Origin of the sequence: Alcanivorax sp. VBW004, assembly GCF_009718865.1 — a bacterium.
Lineage (GTDB): Bacteria > Pseudomonadota > Gammaproteobacteria > Pseudomonadales > Alcanivoracaceae > Alcanivorax.
Genome location: NZ_WNHC01000001.1, coordinates 2,844,850 through 2,869,432, shown reverse-complemented (window position 1 = coordinate 2,869,432; position 24,583 = coordinate 2,844,850). Strand labels below are relative to the sequence as shown.

Here is a 24,583-nt window from a genome sequence, read left to right as displayed (position 1 = left end):
ACTGGCAACCATGTAAATTCGCCCAAGGGGCGGACGACTGGGCTTAACTGTCACCTTCACTTTGCTTATCCCTAGTAGCGACCGTATTGGTATACATATTTTCAGGCTGAATATAGTGGCGGAGACGAGCTAAGCACATTCCCGCCCATGCCAACCGGCAAATAAAGCGTTTGGCATGCCCTTTATGGGGACAAATCGTATCCGTAGCGCTCTGCCGCTTCCCTGAAATGAGGCAACACAGGCTCCATCCACTTAGCATAGTTGCGCCAGCGCCCCTTGGAGGTGCTGTAAATTTTTTGTGTGACGCCTTGGTAGCTTGGAGTAGCTAGAGTTCCACGCCGCTTGGCATGCTCATCATAGTTGAGTACGTCGCTATCCCAATGCAGCCCCATGAAATCAAGAACCTTGCGCGCCTCGCCTTCCAAATCCATTACTAAATCTTCATAACGGACGTAGTGCATTCGATCCTTCAAATCAAATACATCTTCATACTGCCACAACAGCTTCATTACATGCTTGTAGAAGCTTGCCGCATTATCTAAATCAAGAAAATTTGCCATACCATCGTTCATCTTGAAGCTCTGCATGTAACCGCTGAGGATACAATCAGCAGGGTGACGCAAGGAAACAACAAACCTGGCATCCGGAAACAAGCGAAGAATCAACCCAATATCAACAGTGTCCAGAGGCATTTTTTCCACCAACAACTTAGCGGGATCGAGCTGGACCTCTTTTTCAGCAACCTGAAAATAAGTTTTTCTTAGAGAGCCCACCTGCTCCTGCGTAAGATCTTTAATGTAATCCATCACAGTAAGCCATTGTGACTTCCAGCTTGAACACTGCCTTAATTTTCCGTCAACCATCGCCCTGCCCTGCATCAAGGCTGTAGCTTGGCGCAATACTGTGGACATAGTGGGGGGCTCTTCCATAGCCTGAACGCCGTGGTGCGAATCTACAATTTGCTCTAGGAGAGTGGTACCTGAACGAGGGAAACCCAGCATAAAGACGGGGGTATTCCTGGGGCTCTCAACGTGAGACCACTTTTCAACCCACTCGGGGACAAAAATAGTCCGAAAAATCTCAACTCTTCGCCTAATCGTATTATCCGAAACACGCCTTCCCTCAAGGGAAGCTCGCATTGAATTACCTTTCTCAAGAGCAGAAAACGCCTGGTCATATAATCCAAGGTTATCAAAGCAGCGGCCAAGAATTTTCCAAGCTCCACTTACATATTGATCAGGAGACGCTTTTTCAAGCCAATCAGGCAATTCAGATAAAACCTCATCGATTTTTTTTTGTTGAAAATAAATTGTCGCTTTAAGCAAATGGTAACGAGATTCAGAAGATGCCTCATTAAGCCTCTCAACAGCTTCAAGCTGCTCCAAGGCTTTCTCGTGCTGAAGTAGTCTCAGGTAGGTCTCGGCCTTGGCAAGATAGTGCTCACTGTTCAAGTTGTCAGTAAGCTTTGCAATGCGCTGAAGGGAATACAAAGCGTCTTGCCAAAGGGAGTCTGCATGTTGCGCCTGATAACGCAACTGCCAGCTTTTCCAGTTTTTAGGGGCGATTTTAACTGCGGCATTAGATATTTCTGCCATTTGAGGCGCGTCATTCTGATTTCTCGCAGCCTCCATACACATAGATGCTGCCTCGAAATCGACATATCCGACTTCGATAAATGAAATCACAATCTTGCTCGCGTCCTGATAATTCCCTTTTTTACAAAGAGATACTGTAACCGGGCGCAATTCCCTAGCGGTCAAATTCTGCTTCATACTAACTCAGGCTTCATGAGTAATTTGGTCATAATTATTATACAAAAACGCCCGACATATGCCGGGCGTTTTTGACAAGCAATTAAATTGCTTAGTGACCAGAGATGGTGATCGTCTGGCCAGACATGTCCAAACCGGTGATGTAAACGTTACCGATTGAAGGAGCCGTACCGTCATCAGCACCAAATGCCACACCCATTGCAGCAATATCAATGCCAGAAAGGGCCGCATTGGTGGAGATTTCCAGCCCAGAGGTAGTGATGCTACCGGTAATACCGTTAACATCAACATTGCGGATGGATACTTGGTCAACAACCATTGCACCACCACCGTTAGTGCTCTGGTCACGCAAAACCAGGTTATCTTGGTTGGTGTTACCCAAGTCACCCAGTACGCCAATATCAATTGTCAACGCAGTACTCGTGCTCAGTGCAAAGAAGTTGGATGCTTCAGAGCCCAACTGAACATTAAGGTTAACATCACTCAGGGTAATCCCAACGCTATCCAAAATTGGATCGTTAGCAGCCTGGGCAGTCAGTTCGGTACCTACTTTAGCGATACCAGCGGCCACATCAGTGCCGTCAGTACCCTGACCCACATAGATATCACCTGTATCAATAGTCAGAGTCGGGATAGAAATAGAGGCCTGAAGAACGCCGCCCCCAGTAGCAGAGCTAGCGGAATCAACGTTAATGGTAATATCACCAGTCAATCCCATATTGTCGATCAAGATCATACCTTCACCAGTGTTACCGGTGAAACCGTCGGTATCTTCTACACCAACATCCAGAGTAGCATTCAGGCTCAGACCAATGCTGATACCATCCTGACCAGTAACCGCAGACAGCGCTTCATCCTGCATCGGCTCGAGAGCCAGGGCGCTCATCGGCGCGACGGCTACAGCGGCAGCCAGAGCAAGTTTCTTGAAATTCATATTGTTCTCCTCGTGTGCACAACGTTTTTTGTAATGCTTATGTGCGCCCCCGTCTTCGCAGAGCACACAGTTACGTTAACACAACAGTTACAAAAACAAATATGCCCGTTACAAAACGTTGGCGGCGCTAAAGACAAGCCCAAGTCATTGTAATTATTATACTTTATTCTATTTTAGAACAGACGTAACAGGTTGGCTTGACTGAAATGGTCAACCCCTTTTGTTACGACTGTTACCCTCAGTAACAGGATTGGGCATCGTTGCGTTACAGGGTTAGACTAGCCGCCTCACTTAATTCTGGCAGCCCATGACATACCGTTGCGTTTTTCAATCTGAAGGCGGCTTACGCTGGCTTGGCGAGCCTGATGCGATACTGACAGCCCAGTCACTGGCAGAGCTTCAGCGTTTGCGGGTCCGCGTGGAGCAAGCGTTGGCGGGAGAATATCGCTTCGCCGCAGGCGTGTTGCCCTATGAAGTCGGTTCCGTATTACAAGGGCTGCCTGCCGCTCCTTTCACCGCTTGGGCATACCTGTATAAGGAAGCACCAGCGACACAACCTGACGGCACACTCACTGATACCGACGATTTTTCCCTCGCCGCGCCCTTTCAGCCTGAGCAAGACAGGCAGGCATACCTGAGCAACCTTGCCCGGATTCAGTCGTACCTTCAGGCCGGTGATTGTTACCAGGTGAACTTGGCGCAACGTTTTTCTACTGCTTTCAGTGGTTCGCCCCTTAACGCCTGGTTGGCATTACAACAAGCCCACCCTGCCCCACACAGCTGCTATTTCGACACGGGCAACGGACACAGCGTGTTTGGTGTTTCACCGGAGCGTTTTCTCTCTATCACGGGCAGGAAGGTGGTGACTGAACCTATCAAAGGCTCACGCCCGCGCGGACACTCGCCCGATGAAGATGACCGGTTCGCGGCCGAGCTACAGGCTAACCCCAAGGATCAGGCTGAGAACCTGATGATTGTGGACTTGCTCCGCAATGATCTGGGCATTAGCTGTGAATCCGGCAGCATCCAGGCATCCCCACTTTTCGAACTACGCCGGTTCAGTAATGTGCAGCACCTGGTGAGCACGATCACCGGCACACTGAAAGCCGATGTCCCCCCTTTGCAGGCACTGTTCAGTGCTTTTCCAGGCGGCTCGATCACCGGGGCGCCCAAGAAACGGGCCATGGAGATTATTGCCGAGCTGGAACCGGTAGCCCGCGGAGCTTATTGTGGCAGCTTTTTCTGGATGGATGATCAGGGCAATCTGGACAGCAATATCCTGATTCGCACGCTACAAACCGAAGGCGACAGGCTCTATTGTCACGGCGGAGGAGGCATTGTGTTCGACTCGATACCCGAGGCGGAGTATGAAGAGAGCCGCTTCAAGGTTGCCAGGCTGATGGGCGCCCTGGAGGACAGATTTCTGTAGCGTTACAACAAGCAGTCAACACGCCGTAACAGTCCCGCCTCACCAACGGAAAAGCCGCGCCCAAGTCTGGGCGCGGCTTTTCATTTTCAGGCCTAACACACTCGCTTCGCGTTGTTGCATGAAGCGTGTGGCGTGCAGCGCGCCCTACAGCGGAATATCGCGCTCGCTGGCTTTGATGATCTCTTTCTTGAGGTCATCGTAGCTGTGTACCGCAGGGAACTGCGGAAATTCGGCGATCACATTATCCGGGGCGTGGAACAGGATGCCCTGCTCGGCTTCACCCAGCATGGTGGTATCGTTATAGGAATCACCGGCGGAAATCACCCGGTAGTTCAGGCTGTGGAACGCAATGACCGACGCCCGCTTCGGGTCTTTCTGGCGCAGCTTATAGTCCGTAATCCGGCCTTTCTCATCCACCTCCAGACGGTGGCAAAACAGGGTCGGCCAGCCCAGCTTCTTCATCAACGGCTTGGCGAACTCATAGAAAGTGTCCGAAAGGATAATCAGCTGGAAGTTTTCGCGGGCCCATTCGACGAACTCCTTGGCTCCTTCCATCGGGTCCAGAGTATCGATCACTGCCTGGATGTCGGGCAGGCCGTAGCCATGCTCATCCAGAATCTTCAGGCGCATACGCATGAGTTCGTCGTAGTCCGGAATATCCCGGGTGGTGGCACGCAGTTCATCGATGCCGGTTTTTTCAGCGAAGTTGATCCAGATTTCAGGGATCAGCACCCCTTCCAGGTCCAGGCACAACAATTCCACGGTGTTTCCCCTTTGGGTTGATAAGGCGCGCACAATGTAGCGGCGCTCCGGAGGCTTTGCAACGGGGGAGCTGGAGGCATACGCATTGTGAACGGGAGGGGTTTATGGGGGGCGATGCCTATTAGGGAGCGTCTAAAACGCCCCACACCCCTGATTTCAGTGGGAAGAGAGGCTTGCACACGAATAAAGATGGGGGGGGGGGTGAGAGGACCCTTCGCGATGCAAGCATCGCTTCCCACAGGGGAGTTAGAGCGTCTAGCGGATAGGTAGCTCTATGCCCTCGAACAAGGCCTCTCTTTCCTCCCGGTTGGGGGCCTTGATGGCAGCTTCTACCAATTCTCGGCTCAGATGAGGGGCGAATGCCTCCAGAAAATCGTACATGAAGCCCCGCAGGAAGGTGCCCTTGCGAAAACCGATGCGTGTGGTGCTGGATTCGAACAGGTGGCTGGCATCCAGTGCCACCAGACCTTTGTCTTCCACTGCATCCACGGCCATGTGGGCGATGATTCCAACGCCCATGCCCAGGCGGACATAGGTTTTGATCACGTCGGCATCTGCCGCAGTAAACACCACCTTCGGGTCCAGGCCTTTGTCCACAAAGGCATCATCCAGTTTGCTGCGCCCGGTGAAGCCGAATACGTAGGTCACAAGCGGGTATTCAGCCAGTGCTTCCAGTGTCAGCGGGTGCACGTCTGCGAGCGGATGCCCTTCCGGTACCACCACAGTCCGGTTCCAGCGGTAACAAGGCATCATGATCAGATCAGAAAACAGATCCAGAGCTTCTGTGGCGATGGCAAAATCCACGCTGCCGTTGGCCGCCATTTCAGAAATCTGCATGGGTGTGCCCTGATGCATATGTAGCGACACATCCGGAAAAAGCCCGGTGAACTGGTGGATAACCGGCGGCAAGGCATAACGCGCCTGGGTGTGGGTAGTGGCAATGCTGAGTTCACCACGGGATTCGTCACGAAACTCCTGGGAGACCCGACGTATGGATTCCGTTTGCTGCAGGATTTCACCGGCAATCTGCAGGATCGCCTGCCCGGCAGGGGTAATATGGGTAAGGTGCTTGCCGCTACGGGCAAAGACCTCCACCCCCAGCTCGTCTTCGAGCATGCGAATTTGTTTGCTGATACCGGGCTGCGAGGTGTAAAGCGCCGCTGCGGTGGCTGACACATTCAGGTCGTGGCGGGCCACTTCCCAGATGTAGCGTAATTGCTGCAGTTTCATCCCTGCCTCCGCATTGAAGCCGTAATCGGTTATAAGAATATAATCGATTATTCATTCAACGCATAGATAACCGCGTTTGCTGCTGTGCCGTCAAGTCGATGAAAGGATGACGCCAATGGCTGAAACCAGGCGCCACACATTGAACGGACCTTTTCGACCACAAGCCATTGTTAGCCTTCAGGTGCCGATGCTGCAACTTTGCTCAAACCGGCGGTGCGTCTTTCTTCTTATTGGAAATGCCGTGAGGAACATGGCCCGCTGCCACATGCTCGGCCGCAGACTCACAGTGGCCCTGTTGGTCATCAAAAAACACATCCGCCCCAAAGGCACGCAAGAACTCTCCTTTGGATAGCCCGCCCAGAAACAGGCTTTCATCCAGGCGAATATCCCAGTCCCGCAAGGTGCGAACCACTCGCTCATGGGCAGGGGCACCCCGGGCTGTCACCAGGGCGGTACGGATTGGGCACTCTTCCACGGGGAAGCTGTTCTGTAACTGATGCAGCGCTGCCAGAAACGGCTTGAAGGGTCCGCCATCCATTGGTTTTCTGGCGGATTGGCGCTCATTCTCTGTGAAGGCTTCAAGGCCAGCGTTCTGAAAAATCTGTTCCGACTCATCGGAAAACAACACCGCATCACCATCGAAAGCGATGCGCAAAATGCCATCCGGGCGCTGGCATTGGCCGCCGGACAGGATCGTCGCCGCCGCATAGCCTGCTTCCAGCACCTGCTGCACATCACCAGGGTCCGTGGACAAAAACAGATGGGCTCCGAAGGCCGAGACATAGCGGTGCGGGCTCTCGCCACTGGCAAACGCCGCACGGGTAATGGGTAGTCCATAGTGGGCAATGGAATTGAACACCCGCAGCCCGGTATCGGAGCTGTTGCGCGACAAAAGTATGACTTCGACCCGCCCCTTGCCCTTTTCCAGATCATTAATGGCCAGAAGCTTTTGCACCAAGGGAAAGGCATCACCCGGTTCCAGCAAATCATCTTCGTGCTGCACCTGATAATCCTGAAAGGCTTCCAGGCCCTCCTCCAGATAAACCCGGTGGCTGTCAGAAAGATTGAACAAGGCCCGTGAGCTGATCGCGATGACTAACTTGCCATCGAACGTTACTGGCATAATTCCCGTCTCGATCATGATTGATGATGCTCAGTATCCTGCCCCGCCGTTGAAACCGCAACGGCATGGAGATATACCGGATGCTTCCCCGGGCCTGATAGAACATTGCGGGATCAGGAACGCATGGTAAAACCGGCTCCCCCTCTCCTCTTTCGCTCAGCGATATTTCCCCATACAGGTTTGCTTCAGGCATCCCGCGTGCAACCTGCCGCTACCCCATAATTGATCAATGGTTGTTCAACGTTCATATGTGGCATAAAGTTGCAACGGCAAGTGCGTTGATCTGGGCCAGCGCTCATCCCGAGCCCGTTGGCCATTAACGAAATAATCCGTAGGGGAAAGGGAGTCATCCATGGCTGCTAGCAAGGTGAAAGATACTGTCGAGGAACTTCAGGCTCAGATTCGCAAGCTGGCTGAGCGCTTCGACAAGGAACGCGAGAAGCAGATCGCACAGTTGGAAAAGCAACTGGATAAGGTGCGTGACAGCCTCAATCAGCAACTGAAGCGCCAGCGCGAATATTTCGCCAAGCTGGAAAAGCTCCAGGCCGAATACCGTGAAAAGGCCACTACCACCGTCAAGCGTCAGCTCGACCGCGCCCGCAAAACGGCAGACGACACCCGCAAGCAAGTGGATGATTCAGAAGCTCGCAAGCGTATTCTGGAAACCGAGGTCAAGGTTCTCAAAGCCACCGCCAAACAGGCCCACAGCCTGGCCCGCGTCATTGGCCAATACGAAAAAGACCTGGAAAAGCGCGCCAAGGAAATCGAGCGAAAGGTAGCGCCCAAGAAAGCAGCGAGCAAAAAAGCGCCTGCCAAGAAAAAGGCCGCAGCCAAGAAAGCGCCCGCTAAAAAGGCGGCTGCCAAGAAAGCCCCGGCCAAAAAAAAAGCCACCGCAAAAAAAGCAGCGGTAAAGAAGGCACCCGCTAAAAAGGCAGCAGCCAGGAAGGCACCAGCCAAAAAGGCGCCTGGAGCGTCTTGATTCTGGCAGCATAAAAAAACCGCCTACATGGCGGTTTTTTTATGGCTATTCGCTGGAAAAAGAGCATCTACTCCATTGCTACCGGGAGCCAGCCGTTCCGAGCAATGGCTCCATACCCGCCAGATAGCGGATTTGGTGCTGATCCGTATCACCGACCAGTTCACGCAGGTTCGAATAGGTGCGCAACCCGATACGGTAGGCCTGCCCCGCTCGCTGGCAACTCACCACTTCAGCGGAAACACGCCGCAGGATCATGCCTGGAGAATAAAGATCAAGCTGCAAAATCGTGCCATTGCTGAACTTGATTGGGGAAGTGAGGCCGATACCGTAGCGGTTATAGTCCAACGCCTTGGCCCGGGTCATGAAACGCCACCCTCCGAACAGCCGATGGCGATAAATGTCGATACGCATTTGCGTGTTGATTCGTGCCAGCTTGCGGCGGTTTGCGCCACGCGTTTCCCTGCTATCCATCATCGAACCGTATAAGCATGTTGTCGAAGTAATTGACCACCGCCTTCCTGGCGTCGGTATCCATAGCGGTCAGCCCCTTGTGTGTCGCCGAGGCTGCAGCTTTACATATTGTAACACGAGCGGCAGACACAAGGGCACGATTTACCCGACCCAGCCGTAAACAGGAAACAGAGTTATCCATAAAATGCACCACGGCACCGTCATTAATGCTTTGCATCACACTCAAGAGTGCCTCTATCTGCCCCTCACCATGCCGATACTCAAGAAACACCATAGACGCCTTTTCCGCCACCGCCGGTTCCAGTGGATATGCCGCGTAAACCCTGCCGTTGAGGGTTTTTCTCAGCCTCTGGAAATAACCGGCCAGCGCTTGCTGCTCCGCCACCGTGGTATTGCGAATCAGGCGCCCGACCAGGCTGTCAGCAGCCCGGTTAATGACCCTCATTGCCCCCAGAATCAGACGCGCAGCCGCCCCCTGAGTATTCGCGGCTTCGATGGGTCCCTTGAAGTAAACGGTTAACACAACATCAACAAACGCAGTGACCAACACCTCCAGCTCCACCACATGGGAGGCTTCCGGCTCCCTCTCACATTCCACCAGATATGCATCAATGGCATCGCGCAGAGGGGCCGGGGCGGGAAAGGCGACGTGCAGGGTATTTTCATCCATACTTGAGAGACCGTATTAACAAAAACATCGGGGCAGCTGAACAGGCCTTTGTACCTGGCCATCCTGAAACACAACTGTCAGCAATGACGGGCACAGTTATGTCTTCTGGCCCACCTTGGCTTGCCGGGAAGACACCGGAAAGCACATGGCAGTTTCACCGCCCCCAACAGAGCAGGAACACAGGGAAAGTGGCGAATCATACTGGAATATTCGTGCCGGCACGGCTGCTGTACGGCCTGGCTTTTATGGCGTGCCAGCCAGTGGCAGCGCAGCAGCCCTTCCCCGCCGAACTCCGGCCCGCTGAAGGCACTTACCGGGTCGTCGTCAATGGCATTCCTGTGGGCCTCAGCGCCACTATTCGTCTGGAAAAAGCCGAGCCCGGTTACCGGCTGCAATTTACCGCCCGCAACCGCCTGTTCAGTCACGAAGAAAGCGCCCATTTCGACTGGCATAACTGCGAAGCCACCCCCTACCACTATGAACATGCCAGTGCCGGCTTCGGTATGCAGCGAGGCGGTGAAATCCGCTTCGACTGGGAAACAGGCCAAGCCCAGGGCAGTAAAGCCACCTACGCACTGGCAACGGACACCCTGGATGCGCTCAGCGTCGCCATGGTGGCACGCTGCCACATGGCCAACGGCGATGCCGCTTTCAGTTACGCCGTCGCCGAGCCTGATGGGATGACCGACTACCACTACGCATCACTGGGTACGGATTCACTGGAAACGCCGGCGGGCACCTGGGAGGCAGCAGGTCTGGAGCGAGATTACGCAGAACGGGGCCGCCATTCCGAATTCTGGGCCGCCCGGGAACTGGATTATTTCATGGTACGGATGGATCACCGGGAGAACCCGTTCATCCGCGGCCGCATCGAACTGACCGATTTCCGCTACCTGGATGAGCCTGACAACAACACCGAACGCCAGGACGGCAACACCGTTACCAGCCGCTGAACGGCCTCGCCAACAACCGCAGCCTGCTCCTCTTCCAGCTGCCAACGGTAATTGTCCTGATTATAACGGGCGCGGGCGGTCAGCCCCTGGCGGACCTCTCCCCGGTCAAACTGCTGGCAGGTCTCTGCAAATTGATGGACTGCCGCCACATCCACTTTCGGGGAAATATCCGCCGGCAGGCTGTCCAGCAAGGCACTGATGCGAATTGCCGCCTCACTCAGCTCGACCTGCTTCTGATCAATCGCGCGACAGAGCACCTCAAGGCTATCGAGTATCTGCGTATATTGCGCTGCATTGCGATCCTGCTCCGCCAGCATGAGGGCTTTGCGATGACGAACCATCCAGCCTTTCCAGATCAGCAAACCAAGCACGGAGCCAATCAACAGTCCGATCACGATTGCCAGTACTACCTGCCCGGCCATGGCCATATCGGGTTCTCCTGGAAGACACTATCGGGCCGCTCGGGACCGCGCGCCTCCATCAATAATTTACGTTGCCATCAGGCCGGCGGTCGCCTTTCTGATGCACAGTATGGAAATGACAAAATATACTTCATGAACAACGCATCTGCGCAGCGTCATCATGATTGAAAATTGCCGGTCATCACGCCATTGTACGTTCCACTAAGCGTACGTTCACACTATTCTCCGGAGGCCGATTGAACGCTGACCTGCCCGGGTGGCTCGCGCCACTGGCCCAACAACTGGAACCCTGGCTGCCGGCCCTGACCATCACCGGGGTGATCATGGCCGTGGCCTCACTGGTGGCCTTGCCCTGGTTCCTCGTGCGAATACCGGAAAACTATTTTACCCAGGCCTATTCGCCGCACCAAAACCGGGGAGTGGTTGCCTGGCTGGTGTGGCTGTTGCGCAACCTGTTGGCGATTTTATTACTGGTCGCCGGCATCCTCATGCTGATCCTTCCCGGGCAGGGCCTGCTAACCATTTTGATCGCCATCATGACCAGCACTTTTCCGGGGAAATACCGTTTGGAACGCGCTATCATGCGCCGCCCCGGGGTCTTCCGGGCCGCAAACTGGATCAGGTCCAGGTACCATCGCCGCCCGCTGGAACACCCGGACGCATTCAAGGAGCCCTCCCATGGCCATTAATAGCGCCGCCATTCGCTGGCACGGCGATCGCCTGCAGTTACTGGATCAACGCCTCCTGCCAACGGAAACCCTGTGGCTGGATATTCTCGACAGCCAGCAAGCGGCGGACGCCATTCGCGATATGGTCGTGCGAGGCGCTCCGGCCATCGGCATCACCGCCGCCTACGGGCTGGCGCTGGAAGCCCAGCGGCTCGGCGAGAGCGCTACCCTCGCCTCGCTACAGAGTGCCATTGCCTGCCTGGCAGCCAGCCGCCCGACAGCGGTAAACCTGTTCTGGGCACTGGAACGATTGCAACGTGTGGCCGGCGACCTCCAGGGCAACGCCTTGTGCCAGGCGTTAACGGATGACGCAGAGAGCATTCACCGCGAAGACCTGGCCGCCAATCAGGCCATGGGCGATTTTGGAGCCGACCTGCTCCCTGATGGCGCCACGGTTTACACCCACTGCAATACCGGCGCCCTGGCCACCGGCGGGCATGGCACCGCCTTGGGCATCATTCGCAGCGCCTGGGCCCGTAAGCAACTCTCTGGTGTCTATGCCGGTGAAACCCGTCCCTGGTTGCAAGGCAGCCGCCTGACCAGCTGGGAGCTGCTCAATGACGGCATTCCGGTAACACTGGTCGCCGACAGCTGCGCAGGCCAGCTTATGCAGCAAGGAAAAGTACAGGCGGTTATCGTCGGTGCCGACCGGATCACCGCCAACGGTGATACCGCCAACAAGATCGGCACCTATAACTTGGCCGTACTGGCGCAGCACCATCAGATTCCCTTCATTGTTGCTGCCCCCGTTTCCACACTGGACTCTGACCTGCCTGATGGCAGTCACATCGTGATTGAACAGCGTGATGGCAGCGAAGTGCGTGCCATTCAAGGCAAGTCAGTGGCCCCGGATAACTGCCCGGTGTACAACCCCGCTTTCGATGTCACCCCGGCGGCGCTGATCACCGCCATCGTCACCGAACAGGGAGTCATCCATCACCCGAACACTGAAAAGCTCAAGGCCCACCTGAGCCAGGTCAAGGATCGCCGCCATGACTGATCGCCCCTACTCCACCAGCGCATTCCGTGACGCCGCCCGCGCCCTGGCCGCCACCGGGCAACGCATTTATGCCAATGGCTGGTCCCCGGCCACCAGCAGTAATTACTCCCAGCGCCTGAATGCGGACTTTGCCGCCGTGACTCAATCCGGCAAGGACAAGGGCCTGCTCCGTGAAACCGACATCATGGCCGTAGACATGGATGGCCAACCGGCTTCCGCGGGCAAACCCTCGGCCGAAACCCTGTTGCATACCCAGCTTTACCGCTTTGATGCCGACATTCAGGCGGTGCTGCATACGCACAGCCACGCCACCACGGTGCTGACCATGCACTGGCCCGCCAACAGCATTACGCTGGAAGGCTATGAGCTGCTCAAGGCCCTGGAAGGCATTACGACCCATGACAGCCGGCTGACCATTCCCGTCTTTGAGAACACCCAGGATATCGCCGCCCTTGCCGCCCAGGTGGACAAGGAAATGCGCGCCGGTCATATCAGCCATGCCTATCTGATTCGTGGTCATGGCCTGTACACCTGGGCGCAGGGCTTGCCGGCCTGCTACCGTCAACTGGAAGCGCTGGAAACCCTGCTGGCCATTGAGCTGGAGTGCCGTCGCCTGCGAGGATGCTGACGCACCCGGCAAGACGACCAGACAGAGCGCGCAAAAAGAGAACTGATAAAGAGGTGTCGCCATGCACAGCGAACTGAAAGTCTTTTCCGACCAGGCACCTGAGGTGCTGGAACAACACCACACCGACAAGGCGGCCATGGCCCGGGTGCTGGCCAGCGCCGGGGTCCGCTACGAACAATGGCAAGCCAACCAGCCGTTATCCGAAAGCCCTCAGCAGGATGAAGTGATTCAGGCCTACCAGGCAGACATTGACCGACTGATCGCCGATGAAGGCTACCAGACCGTGGATGTGGTCAGCATGGTTCCGGACCACCCGGACAAAGCGACTTTCCGGCAAAAATTTCTGGAAGAACACCGGCACAGCGAAGACGAAGTACGCTTTTTCGTGGAAGGCCAGGGACTGTTCACCTTGCATATCAATGGCAAGGTCTACGAAGTGTTGTGCACCAAAGGTGACCTGATCAGCGTCCCCGCCAACACCCCGCACTGGTTCGATATGGGCCCGGCCCCCCGTTTTGTGGCCATTCGCCTGTTCAATAACCCGGACGGCTGGGTGGCCAACTTTACCGGCAGCGATATTGCACAGCGCTTCAACCGGCTGGGCTGACGCAACCACCGCTTATACAGCCAAATCCTTAGCGTGCAGGCACGCTCCCACAGCAGGCTCGACATCCATGATCAACGCCATCATCACTGACATCGAAGGCACCACCAGTAGTATTGCGTTTGTGAAAGACGTGCTGTTCCCCTATGCCGCCCAACAGTTCCCTGCCTTTCTCCATGCCCACTGGGACGATCCATCGGTACAGGAACAAATTCAGGCCGCCGAAGCCGAGGCCGGCGAATCCTTGGGCACCCCGGCGCAAGCCAGCGCCCTGTTCCGCCGCTGGATAGAAGAAGACCGCAAAGCCACACCCTTAAAAGCCCTGCAGGGCATGATCTGGAAAGCGGGTTACGAAAACGGCGATTACACCGCCCACATGTATCCCGACACCGCCCCTGCCCTTAAGCAGTGGCACGACAGCGGGCTGGCCTTGTACGTGTATTCCTCCGGATCTATCGCCGCCCAGAAACTGTTCTTCGGATACAGCGATGCCGGGGATCTCACCGGCCTGTTATCCGGCTATTTCGATACCACCACCGGGCCCAAACAGTCCGCAGACAGTTATCGGAAGATCCAGCAGGCCATTGGCCATCCTGCCAACACCCTGCTGTTTTTATCGGATATCGAAGCAGAACTGGATGCCGCAGCTGAAGCAGGGTTGCACACCTGCCTGCTCGATCGTGAACAGGCCGGGCTGGAAAGTCGCCACCCGGTGGTCAGTGATTTCAACCACATCAACTTCCCGGACTAAAGGCCTGTTAACACTACCGAGATGACGGTTGCTGGCAACGCCACACCACAAACTTGGCGTTGCTGCCCAACACCGTCACCGACCCGAACCGGCGCGACAACACCTTGTGGTAACCCAGATGGCGATTACCGATAACCCGTAATTCGCCGCCCGGGGCCAGGGCTCGTGCCGCCTGATTGAACAATCGCCGGGCCACATGATCACCGACCACATGCCCGTCATGAAAAGGCGGATTCAACAGAATGTAGTCGAAATCACTCTCCAGCCCCACCAGACCATCGCCATGGTGAAAGCGGCACTGCCCATCGGGAAAGTAGTGCGACACATTGTCACGGGCGCTTTCCAGAGCCAGCCAGGATTCATCACAAAACGTCACCTCAACGCCAGGGCTGGCCTGCAATGCAGCCAGGCCGATCACCCCGTTGCCGCAGCCCAGATCCACCACACGGGAACCGGCCGGCAACGACTGCGGCAGGTGATCCAGAAAGAATCGCGCACCAATATCCAGCTGCTGCTGGGCAAACACGCCGGCATGCACGGTTAATTGCCAGTCCCCTGCTTTCACCTTGCTGGGGAAATCGGTGTCAGCCAGAACCTGCCCCGGTGTCTGTGCACTAAACAAACGAGCTTTCTTCCAGCCGTACTCGGCACGACCGTTACCCAGATAACGTTGCAGCAATGGCACCAACTGCCGGGGCAAGTGTTTGTCCATGCCTGCCAACCACACGGGTACACCCTGTGGAAGATGCTGGCTCAGCCAGTGCAGTTGCCACTCCAGCAGCGCAACAGACTTGGGGACACGCATAATCACCTGGTCCGGGGCCTGCCCCGGCGAGTCGAAGGGCCACAGAAACGGCATTGTCAGGGTCAGGCCGTTATCCTCGCCATTGGCCAGAGTGGCGGCCTGGGTCATAAAGGAATCACCGCTGCTTTGCACCGCTGCACACCCCGCCGGGGCTGCTTGCTGTAACGCCAGAGCCAGTGCGCCCTGCTGATCATTCAGCACCAGGGTCCTGGCGCCGGCCTTTGCGGTTTCATCTGCTTCCGATACAGGCAGGCCGCGTTCTGCCAACGTGTTGAGCAGGTACAGGTCCGCATTGTCCCAGGCTTGTAAGGTCTCATTGCGCCGGCGTGGCCAGCGCTGCAATGCAAGCTGGCCCCAGGGGTGAAGGAAAGGTGTCATTCGGGTCCTGTCATCGAGAAATACATAGGTGAAATACCTGCGGGCGCGCATTTTGCCCGCTGATTGCCGGATTGGCCAGAAACTGCGCAACCACGCGTGCCTGCCGCATTTAGGTATGGCATTTTCTGAATTGGCTGCTAGAATGCGCAGCCATCGGAGTATAGCTCAGCTTGGTAGAGTACTACGTTCGGGACGTAGGGGTCGCAGGTTCGAATCCTGCTACTCCGACCAGATAAGCCCCTGGAATAAGGGGGCAGCAAAAAGGCCGCGAAAGCGGCCTTTTTCGTTTCTGAACTATGCAAGGCGAAACCGGTAAAACCTCATCCCGCCCCGCTCATTAATCCGGCATGTCACCCTTCAGCCAAACGCGGATTCAGCGTATAGCTAACCGTCAGGCTGGCTTGAGCCAGTGAATGTGACTTAATCTGTTCAGCCAGTGCCGCGCCGCTTAGATCCTTCCCTTCTGGCAAGGTATCCACATCCAGTGCATAGACCGTAAAGACATAGCGGTGCACGGTGCTGTCATTCCACGGTGGACAAGGGCCGTCGTAACCGAAGTACTGGCCTTCCATGTCTGCGTCGCCCGCAAACCAGCCGGTGTAGTCATTAAGCCCATGGCGCTGCCCGTCCGGCGCCGCCGGGCCGCGTTTGCCTTTCGGGGTGACGCTGTCGCAATGGCTGCCTTCGCGAATTTCACTCTGGTCCACAGGAATGTTGAACAAGGTCCAGTGATAAAAATCGACCCGCGGCAGGCTGGCCGGCACTTCCCGGTCTTCCTGATTCACATCATCGGCCGCACTGGGGGCATCCGGATCCAGACACACCACCGCAAAGGAGCGGGTTCCTTCCGGGGCCCCCTTCCAGGCCAGATGCGGATTGATATTGCTCGACAGGGATACGTGGGTGTCCGGGTCGATCACCGCAAAGGCAAATTTTTCCGGAATCGGTGCCTGGTCGGTGAGGCTGTTGCTAAGTAACTGCATCGGTAAGCTCTCCTTGTTGCACTGCATGCATACTCTATCAGGCATGCGGGTGATAACGGGGAATTCAAGTTGCTGGATGCCGAACGCATAGCCCCCCAGGCCATTAACCGGCTAATCACCCGCCATCAGGGGAAACTGCGCCAGCGGCTCATAGCTCGGAAACGGCTCGCCCAGCTCACTGCGGTACAGCATCAACGTATTCACGGGTAGCACCCAGTCGCCAATGGCCTTGAAAGGCGTCTGTGTCGGTCCCGGCTTGGCCAGCGTAATATGGGGGCGAAACGGCCGCTCCTCCGGCGAGAAACCGTAGCCCTGAAGACACAACCAAAGGTCATGGTGTAGCTGCTTGAGCGCCGGGCACGCGGCACCAGTCAGCGCCATAAAAGGGCCCTGTTCCCGGGGAAACGGCTCACAACGGTTGAGTAACTGCTGAAACGGTGGGTTCTCGCCAGCGAGCTCTGTCAGCGAGCCATGCAGCTGGCTCAAGGCCGATTGGGTCTGCTCCCCCAGGAACGCCAGTGTCAGGTGCAGGTTAGCTATGGGGGTCGCCCGGCCCATGCTGTGGGACAATGTCACACACTGGTCTGCCAGTGCGTCAGTGACCGGAATCCCGATAAAACAGCGCATGTGTCCTCTTCGACCTCCCACCTGATGGCATGGCGTCCCGACAGGGACAGCGGTAGAATGCCGCCCCGGCTGACCGGAACCCTGAATGTATTCTGATTAGAGCCTGACATCCTAGGCTATCAGCTCGGTTACGATGCGAACATGACAACAGACACGCTCTGCGTGCCGAACAGTCTGGCCGCTTTCCCTGCAGCCCCTTCAGACCTTCACCCGCGGACACCGCCCAATGAAAGATCAACCACTAAAGGGTGCCTTGCTGCTGATACTCGGGGAAGGCCTGCTCGCGGTGATGGCTGCCATGATCAAGCACCTGTCTGATCACCTCGACACCGAGGTCATCGTGTTTGCCCGTAACCTTTTCGGACTGATGTTCCTGCTGCCTATCATCGCCACTCGCGGCGGCTTTGGGCAGCTGCGAACCCGCTTTGTGCATCTGCACCTGATCCGTGCTTTCACCGGCGTCAGTGCCATGTTTTGTTTCTTTTACGCCATTGGACATATTGCCCTGGCAGAGGCGGTACTGGTCAAAATGACGGTGCCGTTCTTCCTGCCGGTCATCGCCTGGCTATGGCTCAGTGAACGGATCGGGCTGCACACCTGGCTGGCCATCATTGCCGGCTTTATTGGCGTTGCCATCATTATGCGCGCCGGGCAGGGTCACATTGACCCGGTCATGTGGGTAGCCCTGGCCGGCGCGGCCATCATGAGCATTGCCAAAGTCAGCATCCGGCGCATGGCGGTTTCCGAGCCTGCCCAGCGTGTGGTGTTCTACTTTGCACTCTTTGCCACGCTGTTTTCGTCTCTCCCTTTGCTGTGGGCCACCACCCTGCCTGCGGGTACCGATTACCTCTGGCTTATCGCCATCGGCCTGGTGGCCACAGGCGGACAATACGCCATGACCACCGCCTACCAGATTGCCCGGCCCGGCCAGGTCGGTGTCTATAATTACTCCTCCGTGATCTGGGCGGCGCTGCTTGGCTGGATGTTCTGGGGAGAAACCCTGGTGCTAACGACCGTTCTCGGCACCCTGCTGATCGTGGCCGCCGGCATCTGGAATCTCAAGTCCCGTTAGGAAACCCGTTCAGATTCGAAAAATGGCCCGTTCAGAAGGCTATTTTCGCTGTATATCCCCTATGCTTGGCCCAGCTTGGGCAAGGCAATCTCGTTTTCGCTTCCCCCATGGGGAAACGATAAGTGCCTTGAAGGTGACGCCATACAACGGAGAGTTCGGCATGCAACCGAAACACCTGTTTCTTTTTATTCTGTGTACTGTCTTTTTGAATGGCTGCGAAGACGCAGCACGCTGGGCCTATGACAATGGCCTGAGCATGGAAAAAAGCCGCGCCGGGCTGGAAGACCAGACCCTGACCACGGCCGACGGCATCGAGTGGCACCTGCTTGTCAGTGAACCCCAAAATGAAGAGTCCACCGACAAAAAAGAGACCGTGTTACTGATTCATGGGTTCAGCGCCGACTCCAGCAACTGGATTCGTTTCGCCAATGAGCTCGAGGGCGATTTCGTTTTTGTTGTGCCAGACCTGCCCGGCCACGGACAAACCACCCGCACACTCAACCTGGATTACACCATGGCAGCCCAGGCTTCCCGCCTGCTAACACTGATGGACGCGCTCGACATCCAGCAATTCCATGTGGCGGGCAACTCCATGGGCGGCGCCATTTCCCTGGCTATCGCGCAACAGGCGCCAGAGCGAGTGCTTTCCATGGGCCTGGTGGACTCTGCCGGGCTGACTCGCCAGACCAAGGAATTCAAAAATGTGCTCGCCAAAAGTGAGAGCAACCCGCTGATTCCGCACAAGGCTGAACAATTCCAGACCACATTGAAGTGGGCCATGGCAGAACCGCCTTACATGCCCGGATTTTTTATCGACATCATGGGGCAAAAGAAAGCGGATAACGCAGATGTGGCTGAAAAAGTATGGGGGGATCTGATGGACGATCCGGGTATGGAGCTCGAAGACAAGAATGTGCTGCCCACTATTCAAACACCGACCCTGGTACTCTGGGGGCGCGAAGATCGCTTGCTTGGCGTGGATAATGTAGCTGCTTTTCTCGAGGAATTACCACAATCCCGCGCGGTGATTCTTGACGGCATTGGCCATGTCCCCATGGCTGAAGCACCCGGCAAAAGCGCCGATGCCTTCCGTGCCTTCTGGCGCGAAGCGCGGCCCTGAAGCACTGTTGCCCCAAAGACTGATCAACCTCCGCCGGCGCGCTGCTCCGGCGGAGTCCAGTCAAACGGCACCTGATAACTCATCAGAAAGCCACCCAGCGTAATCAGGACCCGGGAAATGCCGATATAGGAATCGGGGATACTGATACGCTCTTCCCGAAAGCGGCTCATCAATTCGCCCATGGCGCCTATCGGTCCCTGCTCATTGAGACGATCGGTCAGAACATAGAGCGCCAGCTCCTTCAGGGTTTCCGGGCTGCCCCCCTTGAACCCGGCCTGCACGAAAAGCTCACCGATATCCACCGGCCCCTCAAACCCCATCAATCCATAGAGCAGGCGGGAGTAACGGCGTACCTCATCCGCCGTGAGCACACCTATGGCGCCATAATCCAAAATCACCACCTGCTCATCATCAGTCACCAGAAAATTGCCCGGATGCGGGTCGGCCTGGTAAACGCCAAAGCGGGTGACCTGCTGGAGATAGCTGGTCAGCAACACGCCCAGCAGGTCCTGGGCTTTTTCCGGGTGGGTATCCAGGTAATTACGCAACCGCTGCCCGCCTTCCCAGCTGGTCACCAACACCGACTCACCGCATAAACCCTCGATGATATCCGGGATGCGAATGCGCTCGTGATGGGGCTGGCGGGAAAAACGCAACGTATTCGCGGCTTCGTTGCGGAAATCCAGCTCCATGGCCGTCATGATCAGCAGCTGTTCAATGGCCTGCTGCAGGTCGAATTCACGAAAGGTGGGCGCCACCAGCGCCGCCACTGCCTGAAAGACTTTGGCATCCTGCTCAAAGACTTTCTTCACACCCGGCAAGCGCACCTTGATGGCAACGTCACGGCCATCCTTGAGCTGTGCCCGGTGTACCTGAGCGATGGATGCCACTGCCACCGGCGTTTCCTCCAGCCAGGCAAACTGCTGGCGCCAGTCACTGCCCCAGGAACGCCGCAAGGTTTTCTCGATCAACGGGAAAGGAACAGGCTGGGCATCATTCTGCAGCTGCTGGAATGCTTCGATATATTCCTGCGGCAATACATCAGGTCGACAGCTGAAAAATTGCGCCGCCTTGACCCAGAAAGCCCCATTGCGACGACACAGCGCGACCAGAATATCCGCCCCGCGACGATGGCAGGCGGCCCGGTCCCCGCTGCGTAGCCCCGACGCATACACCGCACCGATTCGGGCCACCGCAGCAACAGCACGAATATACCGCGAACGCCCGGCAGCCAGACCGCCCAGGCCCACGATGCCTTTTCTGATCATTCTGTTTTTGTCACTCGTATCGCCATTCCTGCATTATGCCTGTGATTTCATACTTGAATCACAGGGGGCTTGACCGTACTGTTCCCAAACTTTGCCGCTGGTGAGCGATTATGTCAGGAACAGTTATACGTGCTGGAGAACCCCATACCATTCGCACTCGCGGCATTACCCTGCTGCGTTCCGGCCACAAGGAAGTCCGCCGGCTGAAACGGGCCAACCACACGCCATCAATTCACGGCAACAAGGTGTGGAATTCCAGTTACCTGATCATGGATCACCTGACCAAGCGGAAGCTGTCCGCTGATGAGCATTTGATGGATATCGGCTGTGGCTGGGGGCCGCTGTCCATTTTCACGGCAAAACGCTTTGGCTGCCGGGTGACCGCGGTGGATGCGGACCCGGACGTGTACCCTTATCTGGATTTGCATGCCAGCATCAACAAGGTGGACGTAACGCCGCTACAGGCCCGCTTCGAGAAGCTGACGCAGGCCCGGTTGGCGGATGTGGACATCCTCGCCGGTGCGGACATCTGCTTCTGGGATGAACTGACGCCCGTGCTCTATAACCTGATTCGCCGCAGCCTGCGCGCGGGTGTCAAACAGATCATCATTGCCGACCCCGGCCGCTCTCCCTTCTATGCACTGGCGGAAAAATGCGAAGCCGGCAAATTGAACAGCCGTGTGGTCGAACGCCGAACCCAAACCCCCAAGGCTTTGCGCGCAGATCTGTTAATCATCGACAATTGAATTTTCCGCCCTCGCCACCATGTTCTTTCCACGGACCATGGAAGTGACAGGATTATGACTGACAACGATAGCGCCCATCACCATACCGACAAACACCCTTCTGATAGTGCTGAGCCGCAGTCCGGCGGCCTCACGGTGCCAGAGCATACGCCGCCACAGCGTATTTACCTGATTCCGGTGAAGCATCGCCCCTTTATGCCTGGGCTGGTGCAGCCGGTCATGCTGGACAAAGCCCGCTGGCAACAAACCCTTGAGCGAGTCAGCCAGACGCCGCATCAGTCCCTGGGGCTTGTGTACGTGGGAGAAAAAAACCCGGACTCGGTAACCGCCGAGGACTTTCCCGAGTTCGGCTGCCTGGTGAAAGTCCATGCCCTCAATGAAGAGAACGACCAGTTTCAACTGGTTGCCCAGGGCACCTCGCGTTTCCGCATCAACAGCTGGTTGAGCCGCAAACATCCGTTCATGGCTGATGTGAGTTACCCGGAGCCCCGTGCTGAAGCGGATGAAACCATTCGCGCCTATGGCATGGCGATTATCAACACCATCAAGGAACTGCTGCCGCTCAATCCGTTGTACAACGAAGGGCTGCGCCACTACCTGCAGAACTTTTCACCCAGTGAGCCCTCGCCGCTTACCGATTTTGCTGCTGCGCTCACCAGTGCCAACGGTGTAGAGCTGCAAACCATTCTGGAAACCGTGCCGCTGAAGCCGCGCATGGAGAAAGTCCTCACGCTGGTAAAAAAGGAGCTTGAGGTTGCCCGGCTGCAAAGCGAAATTTCCGACGAGGTCAACGAAAAGGTCAGCCAGCATCAGCGCGAATTCTTCCTCCGCGAGCAGCTGAAAATCATCCAGCGGGAACTGGGCCTGAGCAAGGACGACAAGACCGCCGAAGCGGATGCCTTCCGTGAACGCATGGATGCCCTCTCTCCCCCGGAGCCGGTACAAAAGCGCTTCGACGATGAATTACAGAAACTGTCCGTGCTGGAAACCGGCTCGCCAGAATATGGCGTGACCCGTAATTATCTGGACTGGCTGACCAACGTGCCCTGGGGCCAGTACAGCGATGACAATCTGGACCTGGGCCATGCCCAGACAGTACTCGGCGAACACCACAGCGGGCTGGATGATGTGAAAGACCGCATCATCGAGTTTCTCGCCGTGGGCGCCCTGCGCGGCGAAGTGAAAGGCTCCATCATTCTGCTGGTGGGTCCGCCAGGGGTCGGCAAAACCAGCATTGGCAAGTCCATCGCCGATGCCCTGGATCGCCAGTTCTACCGCTTCAGCCTGGGCGGCATGCGCGACGAAGCGGAAATCAAGGGGCATCGCCGTACCTACATCGGCGCCATGCCCGGCAAACTGGTCCAGGCGCTGAAAGAAACCGGCACCGGCAACCCGGTGATCATGCTTGATGAAGTCGACAAGTTGGGCCAATCGTTTCAGGGCGACCCGGCTTCCGCGCTTCTGGAAGTACTCGACCCGGAGCAAAACCAGGACTTTCTCGATCACTATCTGGATGAACGCCTGGACCTTAGTCACGCCTTGTTCATCTGCACGGCCAACACCCTGGACAGCATTCCCGGCCCCCTGCTCGACCGCATGGAAGTGATCCGCCTGTCGGGTTATATCACCGAAGAAAAAGTCGCCATCGCCCGGCAACACCTGTGGCCCCGTTCCCTGGAACGGGCCGGCGTCAAACCGGGGCAGCTGCGCATCAGCGACAGCGCCCTGCGTCACGTGGTGGAAGGCTATGCCCGTGAAGCCGGGGTACGGAACCTGGAAAAACAGCTCAACAAGATCATCCGCAAAGCCGCGGTGAAACTGTTGGCTGGCGAGAAGAAAATCAGCATCTCTGGCAAGAACCTGACCGACTTCCTCGGCCAACCGTATTTCCAGACAGAGAAAACCCAACGCGGTGTGGGCGTGGTTACCGGACTTGCATGGACATCCATGGGCGGCGCCACCTTGTCCATTGAAGCCAATCAGGTACACAGCAAGCAGCGGGGATTCAAGCTGACCGGGCAACTGGGCGATGTGATGAAAGAATCCGCCGAGATCGCCTACAGTTATGTGGCGAGTAATCTGGCGCAGTTTTCCCTGGATCCGGCGCAGCTCGATGAGGCCTTCCTGCACCTGCATGTGCCCGAAGGGGCGACGCCCAAAGACGGGCCCAGCGCCGGCGTTACCATGGCCACTGCCCTGCTTTCCCTGCTGATGAAAAAACGGGTGCCGCGCAAGGTTGCAATGACCGGAGAGCTGACTCTCACCGGGCAAGTACTGGCGGTTGGCGGCATCCGCGAAAAAGTCATCGCGGCCCGCCGCGTGGGTATCAAGGAAGTGATTCTTCCAGAGGCCTGTCGCCGGGATTTTGATGAACTGCCCGATTATCTGAAACAGGGCCTCACCGTTCACTTTGCCGGGCAGTACAGCGATGTCTTCCATACCCTCTGGGGCTGACCAGGCACCCTACTACATTGTCCCTCTGTGCCATGAGCGCGTGGGGACGATGTATCGGGATGCCCACATTCTGCTGATTAACAAACCCGCGTACCTGTTAAGCGTTCCTGGCCGGGCGCCGGAGAACAAGGATTGCGCGGTCCGCCGCTTGCAAGCGCAGTATGCAGACATTCGCCTGGTACACCGTTTGGATCTGGATACCTCGGGGATCATGGTGTTTGCTCTCACTGCCCAGGCACAAAGCAGATTGAGCCGGCTATTCCAGCTTCGCACGGTGCAAAAACGTTATCAGGCCGTTGTGCATGGCCTCGTGGAACACGACAGCGGCAGTATCGACCTGCCGTTGATTGCGGACTGGCCAAACCGCCCCTTGCAGAAGGTCTGCCACGAAACCGGCAAAAATGCCTTAACTCACTACCGTGTGCTGGAGCGGGACATTCCCGGCAACCGGACCCGGTTGCTGCTCAGTCCCGTCACCGGTCGCAGCCACCAGCTACGTATTCACTGTCGCGAGCTTGGCCATCCGATCATCGGCTGCGACATGTATGCCCCCGCCGAAATCGAAGCCCTCAGCCCGCGCCTGCTGCTGCACGCCAAATGGCTCGCGTTCAACCACCCCGTCACAGGCCTGTGGCAGGAATTCACTTCCCCCTGCCCATTCTAGGGAACGCTGT

25 protein-coding genes and 1 tRNA gene are annotated in these 24,583 nt (G+C 56.6%); 14 read left to right on the top strand and 12 right to left on the bottom strand.

The annotated features are described in order from the left end of the window. Window positions 1-182: 182 nt before the first annotated feature. Window positions 183-1,772 (bottom strand): sulfotransferase, encoded by a 1,590-nt coding sequence (locus F1529_RS13055; RefSeq protein ID WP_155135308.1) that lies wholly within the window; start codon window positions 1,770-1,772, stop codon window positions 183-185. Window positions 1,773-1,863: 91 nt separating this feature from the next. Continuing rightward, window positions 1,864-2,706 carry a DUF6160 family protein gene (locus F1529_RS13050; RefSeq protein ID WP_155135306.1) on the bottom strand — a complete coding sequence of 281 codons (843 nt, stop codon included), beginning with the start codon at window positions 2,704-2,706 and terminating at the stop codon, window positions 1,864-1,866. A 307-nt stretch (window positions 2,707-3,013) separates the two neighbouring features. Between F1529_RS13050 and F1529_RS13045 the strand changes: the two genes are divergently transcribed. Beyond that, window positions 3,014-4,135, top strand: coding sequence for an anthranilate synthase component I family protein (locus F1529_RS13045; RefSeq protein ID WP_155135305.1), 1,122 nt, complete (start codon window positions 3,014-3,016; stop codon window positions 4,133-4,135). Window positions 4,136-4,279: 144 nt separating this feature from the next. Here F1529_RS13045 and thrH read toward each other — a convergent pair whose 3' ends face one another. The 3 genes from thrH to F1529_RS13030 all read right to left on the bottom strand — a co-directional run bounded on the left by thrH (window position 4,280) and on the right by F1529_RS13030 (window position 7,250). Next, window positions 4,280-4,897: a bifunctional phosphoserine phosphatase/homoserine phosphotransferase ThrH gene (thrH, locus tag F1529_RS13040; RefSeq protein WP_290492425.1), complete on the bottom strand. Its 618-nt coding sequence runs from the start codon at window positions 4,895-4,897 to the stop codon at window positions 4,280-4,282. Between the two features lie 255 nt (window positions 4,898-5,152). Then, window positions 5,153-6,127, bottom strand: coding sequence for an HTH-type transcriptional regulator CysB (gene cysB / locus F1529_RS13035; protein ID WP_007149757.1), 975 nt, complete (start codon window positions 6,125-6,127; stop codon window positions 5,153-5,155). 202 nt (window positions 6,128-6,329) lie between these two features. Beyond that, entirely contained in the window at window positions 6,330-7,250 is a 921-nt protein-coding gene (locus tag F1529_RS13030) for a 5'-nucleotidase (protein ID WP_007149521.1), read from the bottom strand. A 352-nt stretch (window positions 7,251-7,602) separates the two neighbouring features. Here F1529_RS13030 and F1529_RS13025 point away from each other — a divergent pair, with 352 nt between their 5' ends. Next, window positions 7,603-8,229: a hypothetical protein gene (locus F1529_RS13025; protein ID WP_007148729.1), complete on the top strand. Its 627-nt coding sequence runs from the start codon at window positions 7,603-7,605 to the stop codon at window positions 8,227-8,229. Between the two features lie 78 nt (window positions 8,230-8,307). On the opposite strand, the gene F1529_RS13020 is transcribed toward F1529_RS13025, so the two are convergent. Both F1529_RS13020 and F1529_RS13015 read right to left on the bottom strand, forming a co-directional pair. Continuing rightward, a complete protein-coding gene (locus tag F1529_RS13020) occupies window positions 8,308-8,640 on the bottom strand; it encodes a hypothetical protein (RefSeq protein ID WP_007150198.1) in 333 nt (110 codons plus the stop codon). 52 nt (window positions 8,641-8,692) lie between these two features. Then, a complete protein-coding gene (locus F1529_RS13015; RefSeq protein ID WP_155135302.1) occupies window positions 8,693-9,370 on the bottom strand; it encodes a hypothetical protein in 678 nt (225 codons plus the stop codon). Between the two features lie 212 nt (window positions 9,371-9,582). On the opposite strand from F1529_RS13015, the gene F1529_RS13010 reads away from it, so the two are divergent. Beyond that, window positions 9,583-10,323 (top strand): DUF3108 domain-containing protein, encoded by a 741-nt coding sequence (locus F1529_RS13010; RefSeq protein WP_370457017.1) that lies wholly within the window; start codon window positions 9,583-9,585, stop codon window positions 10,321-10,323. On the opposite strand, the gene F1529_RS13005 is transcribed toward F1529_RS13010, so the two are convergent. Next, a complete protein-coding gene (locus F1529_RS13005; RefSeq protein WP_039925981.1) occupies window positions 10,260-10,751 on the bottom strand; it encodes a DUF2489 domain-containing protein in 492 nt (163 codons plus the stop codon). The two genes, F1529_RS13010 and F1529_RS13005, sit on opposite strands and share 64 nt — an antisense overlap. A gap of 230 nt (window positions 10,752-10,981) precedes the next feature. On the opposite strand from F1529_RS13005, the gene F1529_RS13000 reads away from it, so the two are divergent. The 5 genes from F1529_RS13000 (at window position 10,982) to mtnC (ending at window position 14,456) form a co-directional block, all read left to right on the top strand. After that, window positions 10,982-11,434 carry a PGPGW domain-containing protein gene (locus tag F1529_RS13000; RefSeq protein WP_155135300.1) on the top strand — a complete coding sequence of 151 codons (453 nt, stop codon included), beginning with the start codon at window positions 10,982-10,984 and terminating at the stop codon, window positions 11,432-11,434. Continuing rightward, entirely contained in the window at window positions 11,424-12,473 is a 1,050-nt protein-coding gene (gene mtnA, locus F1529_RS12995) for an S-methyl-5-thioribose-1-phosphate isomerase (RefSeq protein WP_155135298.1), read from the top strand. The genes F1529_RS13000 and mtnA overlap by 11 nt, the downstream gene beginning before the upstream one ends. After that, a complete protein-coding gene (locus F1529_RS12990; RefSeq protein ID WP_155135296.1) occupies window positions 12,466-13,101 on the top strand; it encodes a methylthioribulose 1-phosphate dehydratase in 636 nt (211 codons plus the stop codon). The genes mtnA and F1529_RS12990 overlap by 8 nt, the downstream gene beginning before the upstream one ends. A 61-nt stretch (window positions 13,102-13,162) precedes the next feature. Next, a complete protein-coding gene (locus tag F1529_RS12985) occupies window positions 13,163-13,708 on the top strand; it encodes an acireductone dioxygenase (RefSeq protein WP_155135294.1) in 546 nt (181 codons plus the stop codon). 67 nt (window positions 13,709-13,775) lie between these two features. After that, window positions 13,776-14,456 (top strand): acireductone synthase, encoded by a 681-nt coding sequence (gene mtnC, locus F1529_RS12980; RefSeq protein WP_155135292.1) that lies wholly within the window; start codon window positions 13,776-13,778, stop codon window positions 14,454-14,456. A gap of 13 nt (window positions 14,457-14,469) precedes the next feature. Here the strand turns inward: mtnC and F1529_RS12975 are convergent, their stop codons facing one another. Further along, window positions 14,470-15,639 carry a class I SAM-dependent methyltransferase gene (locus F1529_RS12975; protein ID WP_155135290.1) on the bottom strand — a complete coding sequence of 390 codons (1,170 nt, stop codon included), beginning with the start codon at window positions 15,637-15,639 and terminating at the stop codon, window positions 14,470-14,472. Window positions 15,640-15,793: 154 nt separating this feature from the next. Here F1529_RS12975 and F1529_RS12970 point away from each other — a divergent pair. Then, window positions 15,794-15,870: transfer RNA gene (locus tag F1529_RS12970), tRNA-Pro, on the top strand. A 119-nt stretch (window positions 15,871-15,989) separates the two neighbouring features. Here F1529_RS12970 and F1529_RS12965 read toward each other — a convergent pair. Beyond that, window positions 15,990-16,622, bottom strand: a complete 633-nt coding sequence (locus F1529_RS12965) for a YbhB/YbcL family Raf kinase inhibitor-like protein (RefSeq protein WP_155135288.1) — start codon at window positions 16,620-16,622, stop codon at window positions 15,990-15,992. 111 nt (window positions 16,623-16,733) lie between these two features. Then, a complete protein-coding gene (gene thpR, locus F1529_RS12960) occupies window positions 16,734-17,249 on the bottom strand; it encodes an RNA 2',3'-cyclic phosphodiesterase (RefSeq protein WP_155135286.1) in 516 nt (171 codons plus the stop codon). A gap of 226 nt (window positions 17,250-17,475) precedes the next feature. Here thpR and F1529_RS12955 point away from each other — a divergent pair, with 226 nt between their 5' ends. Together F1529_RS12955 and F1529_RS12950 are read left to right on the top strand one after the other, a co-directional pair. Continuing rightward, complete coding sequence (locus F1529_RS12955) at window positions 17,476-18,321, top strand: DMT family transporter (RefSeq protein ID WP_007148890.1); 846 nt, start codon at window positions 17,476-17,478, stop codon at window positions 18,319-18,321. Window positions 18,322-18,481: 160 nt separating this feature from the next. Next, on the top strand, window positions 18,482-19,441 hold the full coding sequence (locus tag F1529_RS12950; RefSeq protein ID WP_155135284.1) for an alpha/beta fold hydrolase: 960 nt from the start codon (window positions 18,482-18,484) through the stop codon (window positions 19,439-19,441). Between the two features lie 23 nt (window positions 19,442-19,464). Here the strand turns inward: F1529_RS12950 and F1529_RS12945 are convergent, their stop codons facing one another. Then, window positions 19,465-20,709 (bottom strand): AarF/ABC1/UbiB kinase family protein, encoded by a 1,245-nt coding sequence (locus F1529_RS12945; RefSeq protein WP_155135281.1) that lies wholly within the window; start codon window positions 20,707-20,709, stop codon window positions 19,465-19,467. A 110-nt stretch (window positions 20,710-20,819) separates the two neighbouring features. On the opposite strand from F1529_RS12945, the gene F1529_RS12940 reads away from it, so the two are divergent. Genes F1529_RS12940 through F1529_RS12930 form a run of 3 tightly spaced genes read left to right on the top strand, consistent with a single transcriptional unit; the run spans window position 20,820 to window position 24,573 of the window. Next, a complete protein-coding gene (locus F1529_RS12940) occupies window positions 20,820-21,455 on the top strand; it encodes a methyltransferase (RefSeq protein ID WP_155135279.1) in 636 nt (211 codons plus the stop codon). Between the two features lie 54 nt (window positions 21,456-21,509). Further along, window positions 21,510-23,909, top strand: coding sequence for an endopeptidase La (gene lon, locus F1529_RS12935; RefSeq protein ID WP_155135277.1), 2,400 nt, complete (start codon window positions 21,510-21,512; stop codon window positions 23,907-23,909). After that, complete coding sequence (locus F1529_RS12930) at window positions 23,884-24,573, top strand: RluA family pseudouridine synthase (RefSeq protein ID WP_196220405.1); 690 nt, start codon at window positions 23,884-23,886, stop codon at window positions 24,571-24,573. Before lon ends, F1529_RS12930 begins: the two co-directional genes overlap by 26 nt. Window positions 24,574-24,583 lie beyond the last annotated feature (10 nt).

What these genes read in the sequence shown, in the direction of transcription:
- F1529_RS13025 (WP_007148729.1), top strand. Translation starts at nt 7,603, where the DNA reads ATGGCTGCTAGCAAGGTGAAAGATACTGTCGAGGAACTTCAGGCTCAG.
- F1529_RS12965 (WP_155135288.1), bottom strand. Translation starts at nt 16,622, where the DNA reads ATGCAGTTACTTAGCAACAGCCTCACCGACCAGGCACCGATTCCGGAA.
- lon (WP_155135277.1), top strand. Translation starts at nt 21,510, where the DNA reads ATGACTGACAACGATAGCGCCCATCACCATACCGACAAACACCCTTCT.
- F1529_RS12985 (WP_155135294.1), top strand. Translation starts at nt 13,163, where the DNA reads ATGCACAGCGAACTGAAAGTCTTTTCCGACCAGGCACCTGAGGTGCTG.
- F1529_RS13045 (WP_155135305.1), top strand. Translation starts at nt 3,014, where the DNA reads ATGACATACCGTTGCGTTTTTCAATCTGAAGGCGGCTTACGCTGGCTT.
- F1529_RS12955 (WP_007148890.1), top strand. Translation starts at nt 17,476, where the DNA reads ATGAAAGATCAACCACTAAAGGGTGCCTTGCTGCTGATACTCGGGGAA.
- F1529_RS13020 (WP_007150198.1), bottom strand. Translation starts at nt 8,640, where the DNA reads ATGCGTATCGACATTTATCGCCATCGGCTGTTCGGAGGGTGGCGTTTC.
- F1529_RS13050 (WP_155135306.1), bottom strand. Translation starts at nt 2,706, where the DNA reads ATGAATTTCAAGAAACTTGCTCTGGCTGCCGCTGTAGCCGTCGCGCCG.
- mtnA (WP_155135298.1), top strand. Translation starts at nt 11,424, where the DNA reads ATGGCCATTAATAGCGCCGCCATTCGCTGGCACGGCGATCGCCTGCAG.
- F1529_RS12930 (WP_196220405.1), top strand. Translation starts at nt 23,884, where the DNA reads ATGTCTTCCATACCCTCTGGGGCTGACCAGGCACCCTACTACATTGTC.
- F1529_RS13055 (WP_155135308.1), bottom strand. Translation starts at nt 1,772, where the DNA reads ATGAAGCAGAATTTGACCGCTAGGGAATTGCGCCCGGTTACAGTATCT.
- F1529_RS12945 (WP_155135281.1), bottom strand. Translation starts at nt 20,709, where the DNA reads ATGATCAGAAAAGGCATCGTGGGCCTGGGCGGTCTGGCTGCCGGGCGT.
- mtnC (WP_155135292.1), top strand. Translation starts at nt 13,776, where the DNA reads ATGATCAACGCCATCATCACTGACATCGAAGGCACCACCAGTAGTATT.
- F1529_RS13015 (WP_155135302.1), bottom strand. Translation starts at nt 9,370, where the DNA reads ATGGATGAAAATACCCTGCACGTCGCCTTTCCCGCCCCGGCCCCTCTG.
- F1529_RS13005 (WP_039925981.1), bottom strand. Translation starts at nt 10,751, where the DNA reads ATGGCCATGGCCGGGCAGGTAGTACTGGCAATCGTGATCGGACTGTTG.
- F1529_RS13030 (WP_007149521.1), bottom strand. Translation starts at nt 7,250, where the DNA reads ATGCCAGTAACGTTCGATGGCAAGTTAGTCATCGCGATCAGCTCACGG.
- cysB (WP_007149757.1), bottom strand. Translation starts at nt 6,127, where the DNA reads ATGAAACTGCAGCAATTACGCTACATCTGGGAAGTGGCCCGCCACGAC.
- thpR (WP_155135286.1), bottom strand. Translation starts at nt 17,249, where the DNA reads ATGCGCTGTTTTATCGGGATTCCGGTCACTGACGCACTGGCAGACCAG.
- F1529_RS12950 (WP_155135284.1), top strand. Translation starts at nt 18,482, where the DNA reads ATGCAACCGAAACACCTGTTTCTTTTTATTCTGTGTACTGTCTTTTTG.
- F1529_RS12990 (WP_155135296.1), top strand. Translation starts at nt 12,466, where the DNA reads ATGACTGATCGCCCCTACTCCACCAGCGCATTCCGTGACGCCGCCCGC.
- F1529_RS12940 (WP_155135279.1), top strand. Translation starts at nt 20,820, where the DNA reads ATGTCAGGAACAGTTATACGTGCTGGAGAACCCCATACCATTCGCACT.
- F1529_RS12975 (WP_155135290.1), bottom strand. Translation starts at nt 15,639, where the DNA reads ATGACACCTTTCCTTCACCCCTGGGGCCAGCTTGCATTGCAGCGCTGG.